This window comes from Sporosarcina sp. FSL K6-5500 (assembly GCF_038005665.1).
Classification (GTDB): Bacteria; Bacillota; Bacilli; order Bacillales_A; family Planococcaceae; genus Sporosarcina; species Sporosarcina psychrophila.
In genome coordinates, this window is the sequence record NZ_JBBOTP010000001.1 from 342,966 (window position 1) to 366,537 (window position 23,572).

Annotated in this window: 24 protein-coding genes; 5 read left to right on the top strand and 19 right to left on the bottom strand. The window is 40.9% G+C overall.

The genetic code is table 11. The features are described from left to right. Window position 1: 1 nt before the first annotated feature. The 3 genes from MKX62_RS01630 to MKX62_RS01640 are packed head-to-tail and all read right to left on the bottom strand — an operon-like array spanning window position 2 to window position 1,859. The gene (locus MKX62_RS01630; RefSeq protein WP_187045516.1) at window positions 2-1,003 is read right to left on the bottom strand and encodes a stage V sporulation protein AD; all 1,002 of its coding nucleotides are present in this window, start codon (window positions 1,001-1,003) and stop codon (window positions 2-4) included. Continuing rightward, window positions 997-1,452 carry a stage V sporulation protein AC gene (gene spoVAC, locus MKX62_RS01635; RefSeq protein WP_067211830.1) on the bottom strand — a complete coding sequence of 152 codons (456 nt, stop codon included), beginning with the start codon at window positions 1,450-1,452 and terminating at the stop codon, window positions 997-999. The genes MKX62_RS01630 and spoVAC overlap by 7 nt, the downstream gene beginning before the upstream one ends. After that, window positions 1,452-1,859, bottom strand: coding sequence for a hypothetical protein (locus MKX62_RS01640; RefSeq protein ID WP_340740482.1), 408 nt, complete (start codon window positions 1,857-1,859; stop codon window positions 1,452-1,454). Before MKX62_RS01640 ends, spoVAC begins: the two co-directional genes overlap by 1 nt. A gap of 114 nt (window positions 1,860-1,973) precedes the next feature. Between MKX62_RS01640 and MKX62_RS01645 the strand changes: the two genes are divergently transcribed. After that, window positions 1,974-2,495 (top strand): CotY/CotZ family spore coat protein, encoded by a 522-nt coding sequence (locus tag MKX62_RS01645; RefSeq protein ID WP_067211835.1) that lies wholly within the window; start codon window positions 1,974-1,976, stop codon window positions 2,493-2,495. 217 nt (window positions 2,496-2,712) lie between these two features. Here the strand turns inward: MKX62_RS01645 and MKX62_RS01650 are convergent, their stop codons facing one another. Together MKX62_RS01650 and mgtE are read right to left on the bottom strand one after the other, a co-directional pair. Further along, window positions 2,713-3,117 carry a hypothetical protein gene (locus MKX62_RS01650; RefSeq protein WP_340740483.1) on the bottom strand — a complete coding sequence of 135 codons (405 nt, stop codon included), beginning with the start codon at window positions 3,115-3,117 and terminating at the stop codon, window positions 2,713-2,715. 262 nt (window positions 3,118-3,379) lie between these two features. Continuing rightward, a complete protein-coding gene (gene mgtE / locus MKX62_RS01655) occupies window positions 3,380-4,753 on the bottom strand; it encodes a magnesium transporter (protein ID WP_231885702.1) in 1,374 nt (457 codons plus the stop codon). A gap of 93 nt (window positions 4,754-4,846) precedes the next feature. On the opposite strand from mgtE, the gene prpE reads away from it, so the two are divergent. Next, window positions 4,847-5,587 (top strand): bis(5'-nucleosyl)-tetraphosphatase PrpE, encoded by a 741-nt coding sequence (gene prpE, locus MKX62_RS01660; protein ID WP_338656793.1) that lies wholly within the window; start codon window positions 4,847-4,849, stop codon window positions 5,585-5,587. Here prpE and MKX62_RS01665 read toward each other — a convergent pair. From MKX62_RS01665 to MKX62_RS01680, 4 genes are read right to left on the bottom strand one after another with little or no spacing between them, the layout of a single operon-like run. Then, on the bottom strand, window positions 5,571-6,527 hold the full coding sequence (locus MKX62_RS01665; protein WP_340740484.1) for an RluA family pseudouridine synthase: 957 nt from the start codon (window positions 6,525-6,527) through the stop codon (window positions 5,571-5,573). The genes prpE and MKX62_RS01665 overlap by 17 nt on opposite strands. Beyond that, on the bottom strand, window positions 6,499-7,299 hold the full coding sequence (locus MKX62_RS01670) for an NAD kinase (protein WP_067211841.1): 801 nt from the start codon (window positions 7,297-7,299) through the stop codon (window positions 6,499-6,501). The genes MKX62_RS01665 and MKX62_RS01670 overlap by 29 nt, the downstream gene beginning before the upstream one ends. Continuing rightward, entirely contained in the window at window positions 7,296-7,973 is a 678-nt protein-coding gene (locus MKX62_RS01675; protein WP_338655637.1) for a GTP pyrophosphokinase, read from the bottom strand. Before MKX62_RS01675 ends, MKX62_RS01670 begins: the two co-directional genes overlap by 4 nt. 18 nt (window positions 7,974-7,991) lie before the next feature. After that, complete coding sequence (locus MKX62_RS01680) at window positions 7,992-8,381, bottom strand: UPF0738 family protein (RefSeq protein WP_187045522.1); 390 nt, start codon at window positions 8,379-8,381, stop codon at window positions 7,992-7,994. A gap of 153 nt (window positions 8,382-8,534) precedes the next feature. On the opposite strand from MKX62_RS01680, the gene MKX62_RS01685 reads away from it, so the two are divergent. The 3 genes from MKX62_RS01685 (at window position 8,535) to MKX62_RS01695 (ending at window position 10,528) form a co-directional block, all read left to right on the top strand. Continuing rightward, window positions 8,535-9,227, top strand: coding sequence for a lytic transglycosylase domain-containing protein (locus MKX62_RS01685; protein WP_340740485.1), 693 nt, complete (start codon window positions 8,535-8,537; stop codon window positions 9,225-9,227). A 105-nt stretch (window positions 9,228-9,332) separates the two neighbouring features. After that, window positions 9,333-9,725, top strand: a complete 393-nt coding sequence (locus MKX62_RS01690; protein ID WP_067211850.1) for a globin domain-containing protein — start codon at window positions 9,333-9,335, stop codon at window positions 9,723-9,725. Continuing rightward, the gene (locus MKX62_RS01695; RefSeq protein ID WP_338655632.1) at window positions 9,722-10,528 is read left to right on the top strand and encodes a DsbA family protein; all 807 of its coding nucleotides are present in this window, start codon (window positions 9,722-9,724) and stop codon (window positions 10,526-10,528) included. The genes MKX62_RS01690 and MKX62_RS01695 overlap by 4 nt, the downstream gene beginning before the upstream one ends. Before the next feature lie 485 nt (window positions 10,529-11,013). On the opposite strand, the gene MKX62_RS01700 is transcribed toward MKX62_RS01695, so the two are convergent. The 10 genes from MKX62_RS01700 to MKX62_RS01745 all read right to left on the bottom strand — a co-directional run bounded on the left by MKX62_RS01700 (window position 11,014) and on the right by MKX62_RS01745 (window position 23,419). Continuing rightward, complete coding sequence (locus MKX62_RS01700; RefSeq protein ID WP_340740486.1) at window positions 11,014-11,949, bottom strand: nuclease-related domain-containing protein; 936 nt, start codon at window positions 11,947-11,949, stop codon at window positions 11,014-11,016. Window positions 11,950-12,607: 658 nt separating this feature from the next. Further along, a complete protein-coding gene (pepF, locus tag MKX62_RS01705) occupies window positions 12,608-14,425 on the bottom strand; it encodes an oligoendopeptidase F (RefSeq protein ID WP_340740487.1) in 1,818 nt (605 codons plus the stop codon). A gap of 54 nt (window positions 14,426-14,479) precedes the next feature. Continuing rightward, entirely contained in the window at window positions 14,480-15,634 is a 1,155-nt protein-coding gene (locus tag MKX62_RS01710) for a competence protein CoiA (RefSeq protein WP_340742528.1), read from the bottom strand. 88 nt (window positions 15,635-15,722) lie between these two features. Next, window positions 15,723-16,391 (bottom strand): adaptor protein MecA, encoded by a 669-nt coding sequence (gene mecA, locus MKX62_RS01715; protein WP_340740488.1) that lies wholly within the window; start codon window positions 16,389-16,391, stop codon window positions 15,723-15,725. 252 nt (window positions 16,392-16,643) lie between these two features. Beyond that, window positions 16,644-17,039 (bottom strand): transcriptional regulator SpxA, encoded by a 396-nt coding sequence (gene spxA / locus MKX62_RS01720; RefSeq protein ID WP_186669618.1) that lies wholly within the window; start codon window positions 17,037-17,039, stop codon window positions 16,644-16,646. Between the two features lie 546 nt (window positions 17,040-17,585). Continuing rightward, complete coding sequence (locus MKX62_RS01725; RefSeq protein WP_067211875.1) at window positions 17,586-18,509, bottom strand: ABC transporter ATP-binding protein; 924 nt, start codon at window positions 18,507-18,509, stop codon at window positions 17,586-17,588. After that, window positions 18,509-19,573, bottom strand: a complete 1,065-nt coding sequence (locus tag MKX62_RS01730; protein ID WP_340740489.1) for an ABC transporter ATP-binding protein — start codon at window positions 19,571-19,573, stop codon at window positions 18,509-18,511. Before MKX62_RS01730 ends, MKX62_RS01725 begins: the two co-directional genes overlap by 1 nt. Window positions 19,574-19,587: 14 nt before the next feature. Beyond that, complete coding sequence (gene opp3C / locus MKX62_RS01735) at window positions 19,588-20,607, bottom strand: oligopeptide ABC transporter permease (RefSeq protein ID WP_067211880.1); 1,020 nt, start codon at window positions 20,605-20,607, stop codon at window positions 19,588-19,590. Then, complete coding sequence (gene opp3b, locus MKX62_RS01740) at window positions 20,607-21,536, bottom strand: oligopeptide ABC transporter permease (protein ID WP_067211883.1); 930 nt, start codon at window positions 21,534-21,536, stop codon at window positions 20,607-20,609. The genes opp3C and opp3b overlap by 1 nt, the downstream gene beginning before the upstream one ends. 170 nt (window positions 21,537-21,706) lie before the next feature. Further along, on the bottom strand, window positions 21,707-23,419 hold the full coding sequence (locus MKX62_RS01745; RefSeq protein WP_340740490.1) for a peptide ABC transporter substrate-binding protein: 1,713 nt from the start codon (window positions 23,417-23,419) through the stop codon (window positions 21,707-21,709). Between the last annotated feature and the right edge of the window lie 153 nt (window positions 23,420-23,572).

Below are 23,572 nucleotides of genomic sequence, written 5' to 3' on the forward strand. Positions count from 1 at the left end.
CTCATTTCATTGTTAATTCGATTGCATGCGCAATGCACGGAATCGTATCACCTTGTTGAAATGATAACGGAGATAATAGCGCGCCCGTCGCAATTAGAAGGACCCGTTTATATTCACCCGTACTCATTTTATCAATTATTTCCGCGAAGAAAACGGAGGCAGAACAACCTGCACCACTTGCCCCGGATAAAAATGATGCGTCAGCACCGTAAAATTCTTTACCTGCATCCCGGAAATTTTTAGTCACGTCAATTCCTTGATTGCTCGCAAGTTTTTTGTATAACTCAAAACCAGTTTTCCCAAGATCTCCTGTCATGATCACATCATAGTCTTTCACGTCTTTATTGTGACCTTTTAAATGGCGGGTAAGCGTATCTGCCGCTGCCGGTGCCATCGCCGCCCCCATATTCAGTGGATCTGTCATTCCGAGATCTATTGCGCATCCGATTGTTCCGCACTCTATAGAAGGAAACCCTTTTTTATAAGGTGCGACAGCTGCTACCCCTGCCGCTGTGACAGTCCATTGAGATGTCTCAGGCTTTTGTGAACCGTACTCATTCGGATAGCGGAATTGTCTTTCAACTGCATTATGCTGACTAGATGCTCCAGCAATAGCGCAAGTGGACATGCCCGTTTCTGTCAGCAATGCAGCCATTAAAAGCGAAGATACTGACGTTGCACAAGCTGAAAACAGGCCAATATAGGGAATTCCAACCGTTGTAGCCGCAAAATTTGAGGGTGTCATCTGGTTAATAAGATCGCCAATTAACAGGAAATCGGCGTCGCTTGGTACAGAATCCACTTTACTTAACGCAATCATGCACGCATCTTCCATCATTTTTGCATGACCATGCTCATTTGTTTTCATTTCACAGCGCTCATCCTCGTAAACTTTATCAAATTTATCGACGAATAGACTTTTCTTTTCCAAAGGTCCAACTGTAACACCTGTTGCCACAATGGATGGGGTCGTTTTGAATGTCAGCAGGCCGCGCGCTACCATGATACGACACCAAATTTCACAAGTATCGTCTTAATGAGTGCAACAACAAATGCCGAAAAAACACCGAAGAGAATGACTGAACCCGCTAGTTTGAACATGTTGCCGCCAACTCCAAGAACATACCCTTCCGTCTTGTGTTCAATTGCAGCAGAAATGACAGCATTGCCGAAACCTGTAATTGGAACCGCACTCCCCGCTCCTCCAAATTGGGCAATTTTCTTATACAATCCAAAACCCGTTAACAGCATCGCAAAAAATATCATCGTTGCAACAGTCGGGTTACTAGCCGTCCGTTCCGTGAAATCAAAATAGGTCATATAAAATAGCGACACAAATTGGCCTACCAAACAAATTGTGCCTCCCGTCAGAAATGCAAAAATGATATTCCGCATCAATGGTGTTTTAGGGGAAATTTCTTTCTCTAACTTCGCGTATTTTTTTTCGTCCATCATGTCTCTTCCTTTATAAGCGATTTCAATTTTTCAATCTTTTTTCCCTGATCCTTTTTGTCATCCGAATCAATGAGCTTGTTCGTTTCCATCCATATTTTACTGTCTGCTGAAACGGTAACGTCCAACTCTGGGTAGCTATTTTCTAATTTTTTCTTGAGCTCCTTTTCAATCTTTTCTTTTTTGAAGCGCGAAAAAGTTGTAAGCGTAACGCCAGTTAGCAAGTCATTTTCATGAAAAACAGTGACCGCTGATGTGAGACGTTTGTCATTTATCAATACTTCTTCGGCTTTCGCATGATCCTCACTGGAATTGTTGTCAATCCGGAATCCGCTACCTGAACAGCCGGATAGTAAGACAACTGCGAAAAACACAAGGCTAAATTTACGGATACGCGTCCCCTCCATTTTTATACAGTATGCCTTTTCATACTAAACTTTATTCATTATTCACCTAAGCGCCCTAACACTATGAACTTTGCCGCATAAAGTATAAAGAATTGAGAAATGGAGGTGGAATTAATGGGATGTGGAAGAAATGAAGAAGATAATGAAAGAAAGCACCAAGATGACTGTGTATGTGAGGTTGTCAGGTTCATCAAACGTTTACAGGATGCTGGAACAGACGATGACTGTGTAGAATGTGAAACAGATTGTTTCATGGCTCCGCTTGGTAGCATATCCAGCCCTGCACGTAACCGTGTTAATACACGCGTTTTCATGCTATTGACGAAGAATGGTGATCCGTTCAAAGCAATGTTCCGTCCGGAAAGCCGAAGACATTACCTACACAATTGCTTCTCTACTTTTTTCAGAGTCCAAAACGTCTTTGACGGCTGCTGCGCAACATTGCAAGTACTAGCACCGTTAGACAGTAACAATAATCCGGTGGACATTATTAAAAACGGCAAGCTAGATCTTGAAGAACTTTGTAAAGTTACAAGGTTTGGTGCGACAGATTCATGCATCACAGTAGACTTGACTTGTTTCTGTGGAATCCAATGTATCAAAGATACGTATATCGACTTTTGCGACGTAGATTAATTAATACCCTGCAATGCCCAAACAACCCAACAGTTTCAATCTGTTGGGTTGTTTTAAATTTTCTTCATCATTGTAAAAAGGCAGGACGGAGAGATTCCCCATCCTGCCTTTTTACAATAATAAGAAAGTATAGGTTTTTCACATGGAGCAGTGTCTAGACTCCATCTCCTAGCCCTTGAGTCGCTTCAGTCCTTAAGTTAAAGGCACCTCCGTTTTCTTATTTAATTTCATCAAACGGCTTACCACGCCATAATACTTCTTCAATCTTCCCCATTTCCACGGCTATTATTTCATGATTGACACCTTCCAGATCTATCCATACTGTTTCTTCTTCAATCTTCTCAATCGTTCCAGATAGTGTTTCTTCCTCTAGAACAAATTGAAGTGGCTGATAAGCTTGGCGACGGAACGAATTACTTAAGTAAATAATTTTACGTTGAATGCCCGGATTCACTGGCACGACTTCGGTAACACTTATCTGTTCCTCATTTTCCACCACCGATTCCTCTTCATTGTTCAGTAAAAATACTGACGTGCTCTCCTCCACTATAATCGCAACTTTAATAAAGACTGGTGGCCCGTCAACAAACAATAACGGTTTATTTTGATAAATGTTAAGCACATCCTTTTTAACACAGTATATGCGCCCATTTTACAGATGTTCATAAAAAAAAGCGCATGACGCTGATTAGCCCCGACAGGCGTAGATGAAAAGGAAGGTAGTCTAAATTCGCGACGTCCTGTCGCAGCGACTACTTACCTGTATCCTTGCAGGCACGAGGATGCGTACTACAGAGCCTCTACAGCAAACCGTCTTATGACCCATGGGGCTGGCGTCTGGAGTCTAGACATCCACCCAAATAAAAAAGGTTTTCACCAGTGATCTAAAGATCACTGATGAAAACCGTTGCAAGACCAAGATAAATAATAACGCTAATAACATCATTTAATGTTGTGATGAAAGGACCGGACGCAACTGCAGGGTCGATTTTCAACTTATGCATAAGCAATGGGATGAATGATCCTGAAATCGTTGCGACAAAAATTGAGACAAAAATGGCAGCACCTACTAATAGACCAATTACGAATTCATTCTTCCACACGTAAATTAGACCAACTACAAATAGTGCACAGATAAAACCTGTCATCAATCCTGTTCCGGCTTCACGGATAAGTAGCTTGAATTTACTTTCGTCCTCAACATCTCCTGTCGCAATACCGCGCACTGCGACAGCAAGTGCTTGCGTTCCACTATTCCCTGCAGTACCCGCAATAAGAGGAATGAACGCAGCTAGAAGTGCCACTTTCGAAATTGTTTCTGTAAATAAGTCTATTAAATTAGCAGTAAGCATTCCGAGTACTAATAAAATAAGCAACCATGGAAGTCTTTTTTTCATAGCTGAGAATGAGTTTTTATCGAATGTATCCATATTGGAAACCCCAGCAAGTTTGGAGTAGTCATCTGATGCTTCTTCATCGAGTACATCGATAATATCATCGACTGTAATAATCCCAAGTATATGCTGTTGGAAGTCGACAACCGGGACGGCAAGGAAATTATAGTCCTTGATCATCTTGGCAACATCTTCCTGATCTTCTGAAACGAGAACACTTACGACTCGTTCACTCATTATAGAACTAATCAGTGTATCTTCATGTGCAATGATCAAATCGCGTAGCGATATAACACCTGTCAGGCGATTATTATCGTCAACGACAAATATATAATAAATTGTTTCTGCCTTCGGTGCTTCATTGCGCAAAATTGTCATCGCAGAACGGACTGTCGAATTCTGTGGAATTGTAACAAATTCCGTTGTCATGATCGACCCGGCCGTATATTCTTCATAATGAAGTAATGCTTTGATCTCAGCAGCGGCTTCTTTATTCATTAGCGTCAAATAGCTGACAACTTGTGATTTGTCGAGTTCATTCAGGACATCTACCGCGTTATCGACAAACATGAACGAAATCATGTCTGCTGCATACGTCGTGTCCATCTCCTGAAGGAACTGTTTGTATTCATCGTCGCTAATTTCACTCGTCTCAAATATTTCCGCAAGTTCTTTTGGTGATAAGTATTGATAGATGATTTCCCGGAGTTCCGGTTCGATTTTCTCGTAAAATATCGCTCTGTCATACGGATGAAGGCGTAGGTACTCATTTCGGAAAGATTTAATGTTGTGCTGGATAAGCGTCTCTTTCAACTTCTCTTCATCGAAAATAATTTCTTCTTTATGCTCTTCTTTTATGTTCACAGCTACACCTTCCTTTCTACTTCTATCGTGGATTAATAAAGTGAATAAGGGTATTATATACGAATACATATTGTGAAAAAGGGTGATGAAAATATGAAGTACGATATTGTCGGTGATATTCACGGTTGTTATGATGAATTCATGCATTTGATTGACAAATTAGGATACGAGATGATTACAGGTATCCCCCTACATCCCGATGGCAGAAGTCTGGTATTTGTCGGAGATACGATGGATAGAGGGCCTCAGTCGATTAAAATGTTGAATCTTCTTTTCAAAATCCAAGATGAGCATACACTTTATTATTCCCCGGGAAATCATTGCAATAAGTTGTATCGCTTCTCCAAGGGTAACCAGGTTCAACCCACACATGGTCTTGAAACAACAGTAGCTGAACTCGATGCATTATCAAGTGATGCGCGTAAACATTTCTTAACTAGATACCGTCAATTTTACGAAGCGCTACCGTTATACCATACCCTTAATGAAGGTAATCTTATCATTGCACACGCAGGCATCCGTGAAGAAATGATTGGTGCACCCTATTCGGAAAAAATACGGGTATTCGTTCTCTATGGAGATATCACAGGCCAAAAGCTACCCGATGGTAGACCTCTTAGACGTGATTGGGCTAAGCACTACAAAGGTACTCCCTTCATAGTCTATGGTCATACGCCTGTAAAGGAAGTACGCTTTGTAAATAACTCTGCGAATGTTGATACAGGTTGCGTATTCGGCGGTAAACTTACAGCCCTACGCTATCCCGAAATGGAAATTGTATCAGTTCCTTCTTTACAACCATTTGTGCCAGAGAAATTTACTGTGTTTGTTTGATATCAGTGTTGGTTAGACGCTTTATATCTAACGGAATATCGCATCTAAACTCAACTTTTTCACTTGTAAGTGGATGCAAAAACCCAATCATCGCACAGTGTAAAGCCTGCCGACCAATCAACCCATGGGAGCCGCCATATAAATCATCACCATGTAGCGGATGGCCTGCCCACCTCATATGGACACGTATTTGATGCGTCCTGCCCGTATAAAGGGTTAGTGCAATTTTTGTTAACTGATGACCTTTTATGTCCGAACGACCCAGTACTTCTACATCTGTCCGAGCGAATTGGCCATCTTCACGTACAATTCGTTCGATAATGCTACCATCTTTTCTACCAATTGGTTGTACAATGCTGAATTGGTCCCTTTCAACATGTCCTTCAACCAGGGCGATATACTGTCGATGAAAACCGGAATTTGTCATCTGTTCACTAAGCAGATGATGAATATGCCGGTTTTTTGCAATACAAATTAGACCCGATGTATCCTTGTCAAGACGTGTGACGACATGTACTGTGGCTGGAAGTCTTTCCTTAGCAAACTTTCCGGCAACGGCATTCGCCATCGTTCCATTGGGGTGATCTCGCGACGGGATAGTACTTTGCCCTGCTGGCTTATCGACAATAATTAGCGCTTCATCTTCATAGACAATCGATAAATCACCTGTCTCTGGAAGTAAACCTGGGCTTGGCTCTTCTGATGGAAAAATAATAAGTACTTCATCACCTGACTGCAACGGATGTCGCACATTGCGTTCAAAGCCATTCACGCGGATATCTCCGCCATCATATTTAGTCGCAGTTAACGTTCTTTTAGATATCCCTTTTGCGTGCAAGAATTCGCGTAGCAGTATACCGCCTTCATCCACCTGAAATACGAGGCGAAACCTGCGATCCAGCTCATCCCCCTTAGACATCGCTGTCAATGAATGAATCATGCACACGTCTCCAAAATGGAAACGGCCTGAACCTTCCGAAACGTACTTTTTCCTTTGAAACTTGATATTCAATCGACTTCACATCTTTATGTAGAAGTTGCAAATGGTCGACTGTTACCATGAAATCTGGTCCTTTTACAGGTGTTAGTGCACATTTATGATGCGCGGGTAGCACTAGTGGTGCGCCAACTGTACGGAACACCCGATTGTTAATAGATGCCATTTCTGTCAATTGCATGGACGGTAGAGAAGGATGAATAATTGCTCCGCCCAATGCCTTATTGTATGCAGTAGACCCAGAAGGCGTTGACATACATAACCCGTCGCCACGAAAACGTTCAAAATGGTTGCCATTCAGTTCAACATCCATGACGAGCGTCACATCAGGAGATTTCACCGTCGACTCATTCAGTGCAAGGTACAATGCGCTATCCTTATCGTTTCGGTAGTTAATCTTCACATCAAGAAGTGGGTATTCGAAAACTTCGAATTCTTTACGAGCAATAGAAATGACAAGCTTTTCAATTTCAGCCGGCTTCCAGTCTGCGTAAAACCCTAGATGGCCTGTATGAATTCCGACAAACGCTGTATCTTTCAATCGGTACTTATACTTATGAAAAGCGTGGAGTAAAGTACCATCTCCTCCAATTGACAAAACGATGTCCGGTTCTTCTTCATCGAAAAAAAGCCCGAAATCTGTCAAATATTCCTTCGCTTCATCCATAAGTTTGTTCGACAACGCATCGTTTCGTGTCTGTATTGCAAATTTCATATTTTCCCTCCTCCTTTCCCGTTCGCCTCTCCATAGCGTCTTGTCGCTGTTTCTTTGAATGCACTGAAATATTGTTGCGCATCCTGAATTTCATTACGAATCTGCGACATTTCTTCATCTAGCTGGAAGGCTGCTTCCGCTGCTCGTTCTAGACGATGCCTAATTTCATCCGGCATTTCGCCTTCGTATTTATAATTCAATGAGTGTTCAATCGACGCCCAGAAATTCATTGCTAACGTACGGATTTGAATCTCGGCAAAAATCGTCTGCTCCCCATGTATCGTCTGAACAGGGTATTTGATAATTAAGTGATAAGACCTGTATCCACTTGGTTTATTATGTGCGATATAGTCGCGCTCTTCAATCACTTCGAGGTCATTCCGCTGTCGTAACGTTTCTACGACAGTACTAATATCATCGACAAACTGGCACATCAGACGAAGGCCCGCAATATCAGGCAGTTCAGCGGCAAGTTCTGCCGATGGTTCGAATGGAATCCCTTTTTCAAGTGTTTTGTCATAGATACTCGCGAGCGGCTTCACCCTGCCCGTCACGAATTCAACGGGCGTATGTACGTCTTCCAATTCATACTGAGCTCGCAAGCCCTTCAATTTCACTTTCAGTTCATCTACTGCTTGTTTATAAGGTTCAAGAAATTGATTCCACTGCCTCATCCGGACCCCTCCCAGCTGTTATTCCATATGTTGAAGTATCGAGCTGAATGCTTGCTCGACTGCCGAGGAGAATGCTTCCCCGTAATTATCATTACCCTCAATATTAAAAATAAGCATTGTCAGTTCATCTTTGAATCCAGGAAGCGGAATTATTTCATCCTTCCACGAAAGCACCGGATCTAAATTCGTCGTCAATACATCGACCATAAGTGGCCATACAGCCTGTGTTAAATGAAGATGCTCGTACCCTGCTTCTACTTCTAAAAGATAAACAAACGACAAGTTGTCTGAATCTGTTATCATCTTTCCAGCTGGTATACCTTGAGGCTTTTCTGCTTGTTCTGCTACTAAAAAGAGGATTTGTTCATCATTTCGAAGTCCACTATCAATTCGATTTTTAATGTTCACAATTTCTTCTTCCCTTCATGCGTCATTACGTTTATTCTATCATATGCTGCGCGGCCTTGCAGTCTAGAAAATGCGTTTCCCCACATAAATTGGTATACTAATGTTAAGTTATTATTTCGCGAGCGAACAGCTTAACGTCAGAAGGGACAGATCATGATGGATACGCACACAATTCGTACATTAATGGAAATAAATACACTCCAGTCTCTCGGAGCTGTTCAGACACAAACTGAACAAAATAACACATCCCCATCCCTCTTTAACACACTATTAGAGGAGATGTTAGGCGGCACATCCATAACGGATTCCTTATCTTCCGTTTCATCTACACTACTCGGAAGCCTCAATAATATAGAAAGCTTGCGCTATGACGGAAAAAATGGTGTGTTTGAACCTTCTTCTCTCAGCGCTATCCTTTCCACGGTGCAACAAAGTTCAACTGTTCCCATGAAAAATACATCCATTGGGGATGACAGCTATCGCGATATTATTAGCCAAGCTGCAAACAAATATAACTTGCCCGATAAACTGATTTCTGCCGTTATCAAACAAGAATCGAACTTCAACAACGGTGTTGTCAGCCACGCGGGTGCACAAGGCCTTATGCAGCTAATGCCCGGAACGGCAAAGTTCCTAGGCGTAAAAGATAGTTTCGACCCTGTCCAGAACGTGATGGGCGGAGCCAAATACTTAAGACAAATGCTTAATCAGTTTGGCGGTAATATCGAGCTTGCCCTTGCTGCTTATAATGCAGGTCCCGGAAACGTAAAAAAACATGATGGGATTCCCCCATTCAAAGAGACACAGCAATACGTAAAAAAAGTGCTCGGCTATTTCAATGCATAAGATTGATAATCTAACCTACTGTTTCATAAACGGAGCGCTTTATTTGTGAAAAGAGTGCAGGGTTGATAGAATATCAATACAGTCAGAGCAAAGGAGATTGACATAATGATGCGAAAACCTTTGATCCCTTATGAGGAGATCGGTGCTACAAAGTTGTCGGAACTCATCGACCTGTTTTACGCTAAAGTGGCCGTACACCCGGACCTATATCCGATTTTCCCAGATGACCTGACAGAAACAGTACGCAAACAAAAACAATTTCAAACACAATATTTAGGTGGTCCCAATTTATATACTGAAGAACATGGTCATCCGATGATGAAAGCTCGTCATATGCCATTCCCAATTACACCAGTTCAAGCGGAAGCATGGCTAGCGTGCATGGCAGAAGCAATGGACGAAGTCGAACTTGAAGGAAATATACGTGATATCTATTATAAGCGCCTCGTCTTGACCGCCAATCATATGGTGAACAGGGCTGGGGAGGAGAAAACGTGAATCGACAAACATTACTGGAGAACCCAATCAGTACTTCCGCATGCATAAGGCCAATCGAGCTATATGTTTTCATCGATCCTTTATGCGGAGATTGTTCGTCGCTCCCGCCTTTACTCCGTAAATTACAAGTTGAATATGATCGCTATTTCACACTGCGCATTGCATTACGCACATCATTGCCTAAAATGAATCTTCAATGTCTGCATAAAGATGAGGATGAGCTGGCTTGTGAAAAAACACATCCAGCTTTCCCAAGTATTGCTGTTAAAACTGCAGAGTTTCAAGGCAAACGTGCCGGTTTTCGATATTTATCAAAAATGCTTGAATATTCATTTTTGAAGTCAAGGAATGTATCGTCTTTTTCCGTACTCGTCGAAATCGCAAAAAAGTTAAATCTTGATGTAGACGAATTTATCCGAGACTTTTCTTCAAAAAACGTCTTGCGCTCTTTACAAGTCGATTTGTACATGGCCAAAGAAATGGAAGTCGACAAAGCACCTACTTTCGTCTTTTTCAATGAAAACATTGAAGATGAAGGATTAAAAGTGAGCGGCTTATACGACTACGATGTCTACGAACAAATTTTAGAAGAGTTAGTCGGCGGGCCGATTCTGCCGGACATCCCCCCTCCACTTGAGGATTTGTTCCAACGTTTCGATACACTCTCCACAACAGAGATTGCTAGTATCTACAATATCACGGAAAAATCTGCAGAACGCGAACTCAAGAAACGCCTTCTCCAACAGCATGTCGAACGGATTCATTTCCAGGACATGACATTATGGCGTAAAAAAATGATATGAATTAAGTGAGCTACTTCATTGCCTGGAGATTCCGGGGAGTGAGGTGGTTTTTTTTGTTGAGCGGGTTTAGGTTGTATATGTAGCCATGATAGTTCAGTAGTTTGCACTTACAGTTTTGTGCGTTTTACCATGACAGTTTGCACGTTTCCCCTTACAGTTCCACAACTTGCCATGACAGTTTTACGGTTCACTCACAGTTTCACGCGTTGCCATCACAGTTCACACACTTCCCCTTACAGTTTTGTAACTTGCCATCACAGTTGTCCGGTGCACTCACAGTTTCACGCGTTGCCATCACAGTTCACACACTTCCCCTTACAGTTTTGTAACTTGCCATCACAGTTGTCCGGTGCACTCACAGTTTCATGCGTTGCCATCACAGTTCTCTCGCTTCCCCTTACAGTTTCGCAACTTGCCATGACAGTTTCCTAAAACTCCAATTAAAAGAGCCTTTCTTATTATGAAAGGCTCTACCCAACACAGAATTATCTCTGTTTTCTATTGCTCGAAATATAAAACGTCGCCTTGGACCTTCCTTTTTTCACAAGACCCGATTTTGATAAAATGTAACGAGCTGCATTTGATCCTTTTAATTTTAAAAAACTCCGGCATTCCTCGTTTGTAATTGAATTTTTAACAAGCATGAACCAATCTTTAATTCCATCGCTGTAAGGGTTAACAGTATTCTTCCCACAAAGCTCACAAGACCACTTCTCACGATTTTCTCGCTGAAGTTGCCTATTGCAATATCGGCACAACAAACCTGTCTTTAACTCCCTGTGATCGATATTATAGTATGCACATAACGGAAATGGATTGAAGTGTTGCTTTTCAGCATGAATTTCTCTTGCTAAATCATGTATTTGTGCAGTTGAAAGAATTGTCTCAGCTGGCTGTAGTTTTTGTAGATAGAAAGGGATTTGCTTCTTATAAATAATAGGAAAGTCGGAAGGTGCATCTTTCACCTTTGTCTTCTGGTTAGCCAGAACAAGTAATCCAGATGTCTTCAAATGTATTCCACGCTGACGGAACCATTCATCAAGATTCGATTTATTTGATTCAATTTGATGAATCGGGCAGTCGAGGATTGCTTCTGTACCTGTTTCAAAGATTTGCTCAAGATGTGGGGGATTTTGCACAAAACGGACTGTATCTTTGAGATTTTTCACTTCAACAATTAAGACATAGCGCTCCGTAATAATCAAAGTATCAATCTGAAATGTGAATGTCGGGGAAATTCGCAAATGTACATCGGTAAATATCTTTGTCAAATGGGTTATTTGAGTGCGCTCGATATACGTATCCACATTACACTCACCTGAATATCCAGCACTTATTCGGTAAAGAGAGTCCTTTAAGAACTGTGATTTCCGATGGTCAGGGTGTAACCGGGCTATCAGACGAGGTATTCCCTCTAGCAAATCAGGTTGACTCCTATTAATAATAATGCGTATTTGATTCCACTCCCCTTCAACTAATCTGATAATTCTATTTAATTATACAGAATAGTTGAAGATATGACAATAGCTTTATTATTAACCTTTCCTTTATCTCATTGGAAATGGCAGTTACGAATTGCACTTACAGTTTCACGCATTGCCATCACAGTTCGCACGCTTCCCCTTACAGTTTCGCAACTTGCCATGACAGTCGGCGGATGCACTCACAGTTTCACGCGTTGTCATCACAGTTCGCACAGTTCCCCTTACAGTTTCACAACTTGACATTACAGTTCCGCACTTTTCCATGACAATCGTCACACAGCTTTCCCCCGTTAAACCAAAAGAAAAGAGCATTCGCTCCTGGGGGGGAGGGAATGCTCTTATTCAAAGGGAATGGGAGAAATGTTCACGTTCAAACAAAAGGGGTGTATGTTTGGTATGTGATTTATTTCACATCCTTACCTTATCACAAAATAATAGTAGCATCAAGAATTCACAATGATTTTCACATGACTGTCACAATGATGATTTCACCAATACGCCTTACTTTATATTTATATAGTAATATGTATAGAAGAAAAAGCCCTATCTCGACCAGAAATATGGCGGATAAGGCTTTTTGCTAGGTCAATTTAATTTATTTTTTCAAAAGAAGTGATTCAAGTTCGTTCAGTTTTTCTTCGAAGACGCGGCATGCTTCTTCGATTGGAGCGGCACTAGTCATGTCGACGCCTGCTTTTTTCAGTACTTCGATTGGGTAATCGGAAGAACCGGCTTTCAAGAAGTTATTCACATAGCGTTCAACTGCCGGCTCTCCTTCTGTCAAGATTTGATTGCTTAGTGCGACTGCTGCACTATAACCTGTTGCATACTGATAAACATAATAGTTATAGTAGAAATGTGGAATTCTTGCCCATTCCAAGCCTATTTCCTCGTCGACGACTAGATCTTCACCGAAATATTTCTTATTGAGTGCATAGTACTCTTCTGTCAATTTTTCAGCAGTCAGCGCGACACCTTGCTGATCAAGCTGATGAATAAGGTGTTCGAACTCAGCAAACATGGTTTGACGGAAAACAGTACCACGGAAGCCGTCAAGCCAATAATTCAGCAAATAAATTCGTTTCTGTTCATCATTAATCGTTTTCAAAAGATGATCATTCAAAATAGCCTCATTCACAGTTGACGCGACTTCAGCTACGAAAATGGAATAACCGCTATAGACGAATGGCTGGCTTTTCCGTGAATAATAACTATGAACACTATGGCCGAATTCATGCGCGAGTGTGAACAAGTTACTGACGTTATCTTGCCAGTTCATTAAGACATATGGATTTGTTCCATAGGCGCCTGAAGAATAAGCTCCTGAACGCTTCCCTTTGTTTTCACGGACGTCTACCCAACGATTCTCAAGACCCTCTTTTACGATCGATACATACTCTTCACCTAGTGGGTGGAAACTATCAAGCATCGTTTGTTTAGCTTCGTCATATGGAACTTCCATGCCTGCATCTTTCACAAGCGGTGCATACATATCCCACATATGAAGTTCTTCCAATCCGAACACTTTTTTACGGAGCGCGACATAGCGCTGTAGCAAGTGGACGTTTTTATTGATTGTTGAAACAAGATTTTCATAAACCTGTTCAGGGATATGATTATTTGACATTGCAGCCTCGCGCGCAGATGAATAATTGCGGATACGTGCATTAACGTTATCGCCTTTTACATTACCTGAAAGCGTGGATGCGAAAGTATTTTGGAATTCGCTGTATTTCGAATACATTGCTTTGAACGCATCCTCGCGAACACGCGGATCATCACTTTCCAAAAACCCTACATAACGGCCATGTGATAATTCTACTTCTTCACCTTTTTCATCTTTCACCATTGGGAAAGTTAAATCAGCATTGTTCAACATACTGAATGTTTCTGAAGAATTGCCCGTGACTTCTGATAGTTGTGCAAGCAAAGCTTCTTGTTCAGCAGGCAGCACATGTGGCCGCTGCGTGTTGACTTCTTCGAATTCTTGTTTATAAAGAGCTAGTCCCTCATGCTCAGTAACCAGCTTGTTCAATTCTGTTTCATCAATAGCCAGAAGCTCTGGCAAGAAGAATGATAATGCAGTTGCTACTTTCACGTAAAGTGATTTTACACGGCTATCCATCGCCTGATAGAAGCTGTTTGTCGTATCCTGGTCAGTCTTCAAATGCGCATACGTGTAAAGCCTGCGCAGTCTTTCAGAGAGGGTGTCACGGTATGTCAATGCAGTGTAAAGCGCATCTCCACCACCCGAAAGTGTCCCTTTGTAAGAATCTGCTTTACCGGAGAATTCCTCAACTTCAGCGAATTCTTTTTCCCATGCTTCATCAGTTGCAAATATGTCTTCGAGACGCCAAGTCTCCTCTACCTTTACTTCACCACGAGTTAATACTTTGTTCTTAGTTTCAGCCATCGTCACTTATCCCCCTTCTCCCATTACTTCGGGAAACGAATCAATCCTATTTTCTCAATTTTCATAACGCTTTGCAAGCAATCTTTCTGAAATTAGTTGAATTATTTTTTCTTCGTCAATAACTGTTCTGTTTTGACAAGAATCTACAGTCGCGGAAATAAGGAAATCGCGGTATGCTATGCACGCTTTTCCCTTTGCTTCCGATGGCTCTTCTAACAGAGAGACATATTTTCTAACCTGACTGCGGGATATAGTTCTAACACTAATCCCCTTTCTTCTCAAATAATAAAGGAATGCTAATTGCCATTCACAGTCATGCTCGCGGAATGACTCACTGAAAAGGATGGGTAATCCAATCCATTTTGGAAGATTCGTTGGTATCACTCGCAGTTCATAGCACATTCTTAGAAAAGGATTGTTCACCCCCCTTTTATTCAATAAAATACGGGATTGAATAAATTGATTGCGTATGGATAAATAAAGGGTTACATAACGGTAAATTTCTTGCTCTGTCGGGGTTTTTGGCCGAGCAAATGGAAATATCTGCATCGATAATGGCAAAGTACGATGGATACCAATATAGCGCTTACCTGCGACATGAATAAGACTCGTAAAATAATGGAATCGTTCCGTTTGGGGGTTATATGTGAGTAAGAAATAGCCTTCAGGGGATGTATGTGTCAAGAAGCTTTCGTGGAATCTTGAAAAATCGAATGTACCGACACCTACAGGTAATGAACTAAATTTTGCTGGGGTATGCAAAATCCAGATGGATTTCATATCTATACTACGATAACCTGCGGATCTAGCCTCTACGTCAGTAATGGGAATCGTACTGCACTGGAATTCAACGGCTATCGATTCAGATTGTGTCGTTATCAGGATATCAGGTCTTTGAGATAACATTCTTAAAAATGGTTCAAGTTCGACAAGCTCGGCATGTTTTTGAAAAAAAGCATACAATTGTTGCTTACCTTGAAGATGGCTGTAAGATTCACCTTCCGAGAATAAAGTAAGACAGGTAGAATCCTTCAAATGTGCGAAATGTGGGATGATAATATCTCCAACTTTCAACTGAACCGGAAAATTACATTGTGGGCAAAAGAATGATCGCAACTTTCGCCATTTGCGCAACCGTTCTCTTTCTAATTCCGGTGTAAGAACAACAAGTTTTCCTTCCTCTGTTTTTGCTGTGAGAATAATATTCAGCTCCTCCCTGCATTAATAATACAAATATTCAGATACTAAAGCAAGTAAAAAAACAGCTACCATTTAAGATAGCTGTTTCTACTGTCCTTTATTTTGCCCCAAAGTATCGCTCTATTGTCACGAAAACATCTGAGTCCATGATAAGTTTGCCGTACTCTTCAATTCGATGAATCGTCATGTTTGACGGTTGACCGAATTCTGAAAGTACGCTAAACAGATCTGTCTTGCGAGAATCATCCATAATTTCATCGTCATATAACAAGTGTAAATAAAAGTTATTTTCAAACGAATATAGAGATGTCTTCACTTCATAATCTTTCATCTTCCCTGCTAGAGGAATAAGTTCATCAAATTCGCTAAAGACAAACATATTGTCAAGCCATTCAAATGCTGCATCCCCTATACCTGGCATAGTATCATCATCATCATCATCGTCGTCATACATTTTGCCATGCTGGAACAGTTTTCTTGGATCATCGTTAGTGAATGGTGATTCAAGTGGTTCACCATCCTCAGACATTTGCGCACGTGTGACCGTCACTTCAATGCCGCCGCTCATCGCATGTACTTGAATCCATAATGGCCCCTCGACTTCAAACTCAGACTCGTCACTGACTTCGTCCATCATCTCCCAGAAGAGTTCCTCGCTCTTGTCGCGATTATACCAAACTTCCTCACGAGTAAAGCCACGCTCTTCGATATCAATATATGAAAGAAAAAACTTAACTGTATTTTCATTAATACGCTCTATTTCCATCCCTTTTCTCTCCCTTCCTATGGAACAGGATTTGTCCGGTTCCCTTCGATGTGTGAAAAAATCCTGCAATGCTTATACTTACTATATGACCGTCCTCTACGTTTTGAAAGGGTTCCGCCTTAGGACGTATAATTTTGATAGTAATAGCATTGTAGAGAACATCCACCCGGAAAGCAAGAGAAACACAAAAAGCCGATAGGTGTACGGCATTTTGCAATGTCAACCCCTATCAGCTTCACACTATTTTACGGATTAGTTTACCATGCGCCGCGCTTCAAGCAGCTGATAGGCTCTTACTTTTCTAGGTAGGAATCGACGAATTTCATCTTCATTGTATCCCACTTGAAGTCTTTTCTCATCAAGAATAATTGGTCTTCTTAAAAGACCCGGATGTTCTTGAATTAATTCATATAGGCGTTGTAATGGAAGGCTTTCCACATCAACGTTTAATTTTTGGAATATTTTCGAACGAGTTGAAATAATTTCATCTGTTCCATCTTCAGTCATACGAAGTATTTCTTTTATTTCATCAATATTCAATGGTTCCGAAAAAATGTTACGTTCAGTATACGGAATCTCGTGTTCCTCTAACCATGCTTTCGCTTTTCTGCATGATGTACAGCTAGGTGAAGTAAATAATGTGACCATCATATGCTGACACTCCCTTTCAGTCGGCTCGAATGTTTTGATTTATATTTTTACGTTTAGATTAGAATTATTTTAAACTAACTGCTTCTAATCCCTATTATACACATTTTCATTACCGATGAATACACTTTTTAAAAATTATTCGCTATCCCATACACTATTGTCACAGTTCCGCAACATAAGCGACTTTCATCAGTATGTGCATGTTCTCTCTACTGTTATACCCGATGCAAGAATTAATTAAACATCTGCTTTGTCAAATAAAAAACTTTCTCATTTGGGTAGCTGCTAATTGAAAATAATTTAGTGTCTACATTATATAGTACGTCTAAATACGGGCAAAGGTTTCATATTAATTTAAAAAAATTCAGAAACATAAGGCTCACCACTGAAATTCTTTATCTATTTTGGTTTGTAATTAACATTTAGGGAATTCCTATTACCTGAATCCATGAATTTCACCGCATACTTACCATTATCTATATTCAAACACGCAAAAGGACTGGTTCTCTTATCGAAAACCAGCCCAGTTGCTTCTATTTAAACTTACTTTGCAAAAGAATCGAATTCGCGCTGTGAGCAAAGGACAAAATGCCCTGGTGTCACTTCACGCATGATTACTTCTTCATCCTGAAGATACTTATGTGATGTTGAATCGTAGCTTTTTCGTACACGGCTACGCTCATAAGCTGGATCTGGCAACGGAATCGCAGATAATAGCGATTGCGTATAAGGATGTAAAGGCGCCGTATAGATCGTTTCGGCTGGTCCAATTTCGACAAGTTTACCGAAATGCATAACACCAATTCGATCTGAGATATATTTCACCATCGACAAGTCATGTGCGATGAATAGATATGTCAGTCCTCTTTCTTCTTGAAGCTCTTTCAACAAGTTGACGACTTGCGCTTGAATAGATACGTCCAAAGCTGAAATCGGTTCATCTGCGATAATGAATTCTGGTTCTACAGCAAGCGCACGTGCAATTCCAAGACGCTGACGTTGACCACCAGAGAATTCATGCGGATAACGATTGGCATGCTCACGGTTTAATCCTACCGTCTCAAGGAGCTCATGAACACGTGCAGTACGTTCTTTCGTATTCTTCACAAGACCATGAATATCGAGGCCTTCAGCGATGATATCAAGCACTTTCATACGCGGATTTAATGATGCATATGGATCTTGGAAAATCATCTGCATTTTCCGGTTGAACGCTTTTAGTTCTTTTTTCGATTTTTTCGCATGGACATCGACGCCATCATAAATGACTTCCCCGCCTGTCGCATCGTAAAGACGGATGATTGTACGACCGGTTGTTGATTTACCGCAACCAGATTCACCAACAATACCAAGCGTTTCGCCTTTATAGATGTCGAATGTTATATCGTCAACAGCACGCACTTCATTCTTTGTTCCCACATTGAAATACTGTTTCAAGTTTTTGATTTCAAGTAATTTTTCAGCCATTATCGAACACCTCCTGCATTGCCTTCATAATACCGGCTGCCAGGGAATCTCTTCATTCGCTCTATAACCGCTATCGGCGGATCCACTTGAGGTGCATCCGGATGGAGTAGCCACGTCGCCGCATAATGTGTTTCACTTACTTTAAAGAGTGGCGGAACTTGCTCCAAATCAATCTTCATCGCATATTCACTACGCAGTGCAAATGCATCTCCTTTCGGAGGATCCAACAAATCGGGTGGCGTGCCTGGAATCGCATATAGTTTCTCTTCAGATGTATCCAGTGACGGCATTGAACTTAGAAGCCCCCACGTATACGGATGCTGCGGATTATAAAAGACTTCATCAACCGTTCCCACCTCGACGATTCGGCCGCCGTACATGACCGCAACACGGTCTGCAACGTTTGCTACGACTCCAAGATCATGTGTGATGAAAATGATTGCCGTATCAATTTTCTTTTGCAAGTCTTTCATCAATTCTAAGATTTGCGCTTGAATTGTAACATCCAAGGCTGTCGTCGGCTCATCCGCAATGAGAAGCTTTGGATTACATGCCAAGGCAACAGCAATGACGATACGTTGACGCTGTCCACCAGAAAATTGGTGAGGGTATTGTTTCAATCGCATTTCTGGTTTAGGCATCCCAACCAGAGTCAACAATTCAATAGACTTTTTCCGAGCTTCGGGTTTACTAAGTTTTTGGTGTTTTAGCAGTGGCTCCATAATCTGGTTACCAATCGTCATTGTCGGATTAAGTGAAGTCATCGGATCTTGGAAAATCATCGAAATGTCTTTTCCTCTTACTTTTTGCATTTCTTTTTCAGAAATCTTCAGAAGGTCTCTTCCTCCGAATAAAATCTCACCATTTTTGTACTCGGTACTAGACTTCGGAAGGAGCCGCATAATCGATTTCGTCGTTACCGATTTACCTGAACCTGACTCACCAACTATAGCGAGCGTCTCCCCTTTAAATACTTCAAAATTAACCCCTTGAATCGCTTTCACTTCTCCTGCAAATGTATGGAAGGAAAGCTCCAGGTTTTTCACTTCAACAATTTTCTCCATTTCACTTTCCTCCTTTAATCTTTCATTTTCGGATCAAGTGCATCACGTAGTCCATCCCCAATTAAGTTGAACGCAATCATAAGTAAACTTATGACAACCGCCGGGAAGAACAAAATATGTGGCTGATACTCAATGAATTTATAACCATCATTAATAAGTGTTCCAAGAGAAGCATTCGGCGCTTGAAGGCCAAGTCCTATAAAGCTTAAAAATGCCTCAAAGAAAATTGCTGTAGGAATTGTGAACATCATATTTATGACAATAATCGCCATGATATTCGGCAATAAGTGCTTGCTGATAATTCGTGTATCGCTTGCACCTAAAGTTTTAGCTGCCAAGACGAATTCCTGAGTTTTATATTTAAGAACTTGTCCGCGTACAATACGGGACATTCCAATCCATCCTGTTATCGATATGGCTATGATAATGGACAATATGCCCGGATCCATGATCATAATCATAAGAATAACGATGACCAGTGTCGGAACTCCAATTAGCACTTCGACAATTCGTTGCATGACATCGTCGGTTCGACCTCCGTAATAACCGGAAATCCCGCCGTAGATGACGCCTATCACAACATCAATGATAGCGGCTACGAATGCGATTAACAGTGAGATTTGCGTTCCTTTCCAGAGACGTGAAAACAAATCGCGCCCTAGGCTATCCGTGCCGAACCAGTAGTTAACTTCTACTTTCTTTAACTCATACAGATTAACTGTTTTAGAACCCAGTTTACCTTCGCCATCAAAAATACCTAATTTTTCAAGCCCTGGAATTTTAGGCGGTAAGCTTGCATGCGCAACTTTTACATCCTCTGGATCATGTTCAACCATGAAAGGACCTGCAAATGCCATAAATACAATAAACACAAGAATGAACATACTGACGATAGCCGCTTTGTTTTTACGGATCCGAAGCCAAGCATCCTGCCAGAAACTCAAACTCGGTTTCGAAATTTTTTCGGCATGCGAGCTATCGATTGTAATCCGCTCAAACGAATCTTTTGGTAGTTTCTTCATGTTAGTAGTCATTACTTGGAACCTCCAGACAAACGGATACGCGGATCAATGACCCCATAAAGAATATCCACTATTAATATAATCACAATTAGGAATACCGAGAAGAACATTGTTGTACCCATGATGACAGCGAAGTCGTTCGAGTTAATTGATTTAACGAACTGTTCACCTATACCTGGGATTGCGAAAATCTGCTCAACTACAAGTGATCCTGTTAATAGTCCTGCTGCAACTGGTCCAAGGACTGTGATTAGCGGAATAAGCGCATTACGGAATGCGTGTTTGAAAGCGATTTCAAACCAATTTGCGCCTTTCGCTTTTGCTAGCAAAATATAGTCTGAGCTTAATACTTCTATCATTTCTGTTCGGATGAATCTTGCCGCAATAGCAATAGGTCCCATCGCAAGTGCGATTGAAGGTAGTATACTGGACTTCCAACCTTCCCACAGGCCAACTGGTAGCACTCCAAGCCATACTGCAAAGACATATTGCAGCAATACTGCAAAAACAAAGGACGGTATGGAGATACCGAGAATTGCGATAATGGTACTACCATAATCCCAAACTGTATTTTGTTTCAACGCGGCAATCATTCCGAGAATAATTCCGATTAAGGTCCCAAAAATAAGTGCCTGAGATCCTAAAATCGCCGAGTATTTCAGTTTTTTCACAATAAGTGTTGTGACATCTGCATTTTTATATTGAAACGATACACCAAAGTCACCTTTTGCAAGGTTCCCCATATAGCGGGCGTACTGTACGGGAATCGGATCGTTCAATCCATACTTCTCATAAACGACTTCCCTTTGCTCAACGGATAATTTTGCTGCGGAAGCTAACGGGGACCCTGGAAGCAGTTTCATTAGAACAAATGTAAACGATGCTATCAAGAATAGTGATAGGAACATATAAATCACACGTTTAGTGATATACTTTGCCATTTTCGCACCTCCTATATTTCATAGATGAATTTAATTAAAAAACTATTAATTCTAGCAAATAATACAACGAATTTTTAGTTAGTTTAACCTCAGTGAAAAAGAGAGTACATGGTCATAAATGCCCATATACTCTCTTTTCTATAAGATTTTAAGCTAACAAGTTATACTTCTTACTTTTCTGCAGCTTCCATATACGTCCATTTGTAGCTATAGTCGCCACCGAATGGATGTGTAGCAAGACCTTTTACAGCAGGGTTCATAAGAACCATTCTTCCGCGTTGATACTGAGGTACAAGACCTGCATCATCTTCAAGAAGAATTTTTTCAGCTTTTGCAAATGCTTCAAAACGAGCTACTGGATCAGTTGCAATTGTAGTTTTTGTAGATTCAATAAGCTTGTCATACTCTGGGTTAGAGTAATTCATTTTGTTTTGTGGACTTCCCGTTACGAACAATTCCATGAACGAGATTGGATCCTGGAAGTCAGGGCCCCATCCTGCTGATTGAACATCATAATCACTTGTATCATCAAGTTCAAGACGAACAGCAAAAGGAACTTCTTTCAGCTTGATTGTCAAACCTGGAAGATTTCTTTCAAATTCCGATTTGAACCATTCTTGTTGTTTTTTAGCGTTTTCAGTGTCGCCACCGAGAATTTCAATTTCCACTTTGTCTGTTCCAAGTGCTGCCAGACCTTTTTTCCAATATTCTTGTGCTTCTTCAACGTTATATGCAGAGAATTCACCGCTGTAATCACGGAAATCTTTACCGTCTTCATCAAATGTAAAGTCATCTGCAACTAGGAAGTTAGCAGCAATAGATCCATTAGCAAGTATTGCATCTGCTAACTCTTCTTTGTTGAAGGCTCTTGCGAATGCTTTACGAATGTCAGCATTTGCAAGTGGCGTAGCTTTACCGTTACGTTCTTGATTTAGTTTAAAGTAGAATACAGATGTTTCAAGCTCATTGATGATATTTGGATCATCAGCAAATTGCATTGCATATTCAGCAGAAAGTAGTACACGGTCTTTCTTGCCTTGTTCATATAATTTTACACCTGTTGCAGTTTCTTTAACGACGTCAACAATGATTTCTTCAAGTTTTACAGTATCAGCATCCCAATACTTGTCATTTTTAACATATTTCCAGTTACCAGTACCATCCCAATCAGCTAATGAGAATGGACCGTTATAGATCATTGCTTCAGAGTTAGTTGCATATTTATCACCCTGAGCAGTTACGAATTCTTCGTTAAGTGGGTAGAATGTACCGAAAGACATAAGTGATAGGAAGTAAGCAACTGGACGTTCAAGTTCAACGATAAGTGTTTTATCGTCTTCTGCTTTAATTCCAAGATCTGCAATTTCTGCAGTTCCTTCACCGATTTCAGTTGCGTTTTTAATCATGCCTGCCATCAAATATGGTCCGTAAGGTGAACCAGTATCCGGATCAACTGCGCGCTGCCAAGCATATACAAAGTCATTCGCAGTTACAGGTGTTCCATCAGACCATTGTGCATCACGGATTTTGAATGTGTATGTCAATCCATCTTCACTGATTTCAGGTTCTCCATCTGCCATAGCAGGTACTGGAAGACTGTCTTGGTCAAGACGGTAAAGTCCTTCCATAATGTTGTTCAGTACGTTGAAACCTACAGCATCTTCTGAAATTGATGAGTCAATAGAAGGAATCTCTGCTGTTTCAATCAGATTCAGAACTTGCGCCACTTCTTCATTAGCTGGTTCTTCTGTAGTTCCTTTGTCCTCTTCTTTGTCTTTTACCGGTTCAGTAGTGCCTGCTTCTTCTTTGTCGCCGCACGCTGCTAAGAACACGCTAAGTACAAGCATGATACTAATTAGCCACATAAATTTGTGGTTTTTCAAATCGATGACCTCCTCAAAATTGTCTGAAAACTAGGTACATTTATATTATACAATGATTCTCACAGTTGTACATACCTTTTTGAAATTTTCTAGTGTAATAGAACAGCGTTATATAGACAAAGCCTGCATTGACAACGCTTACAACGATAAATT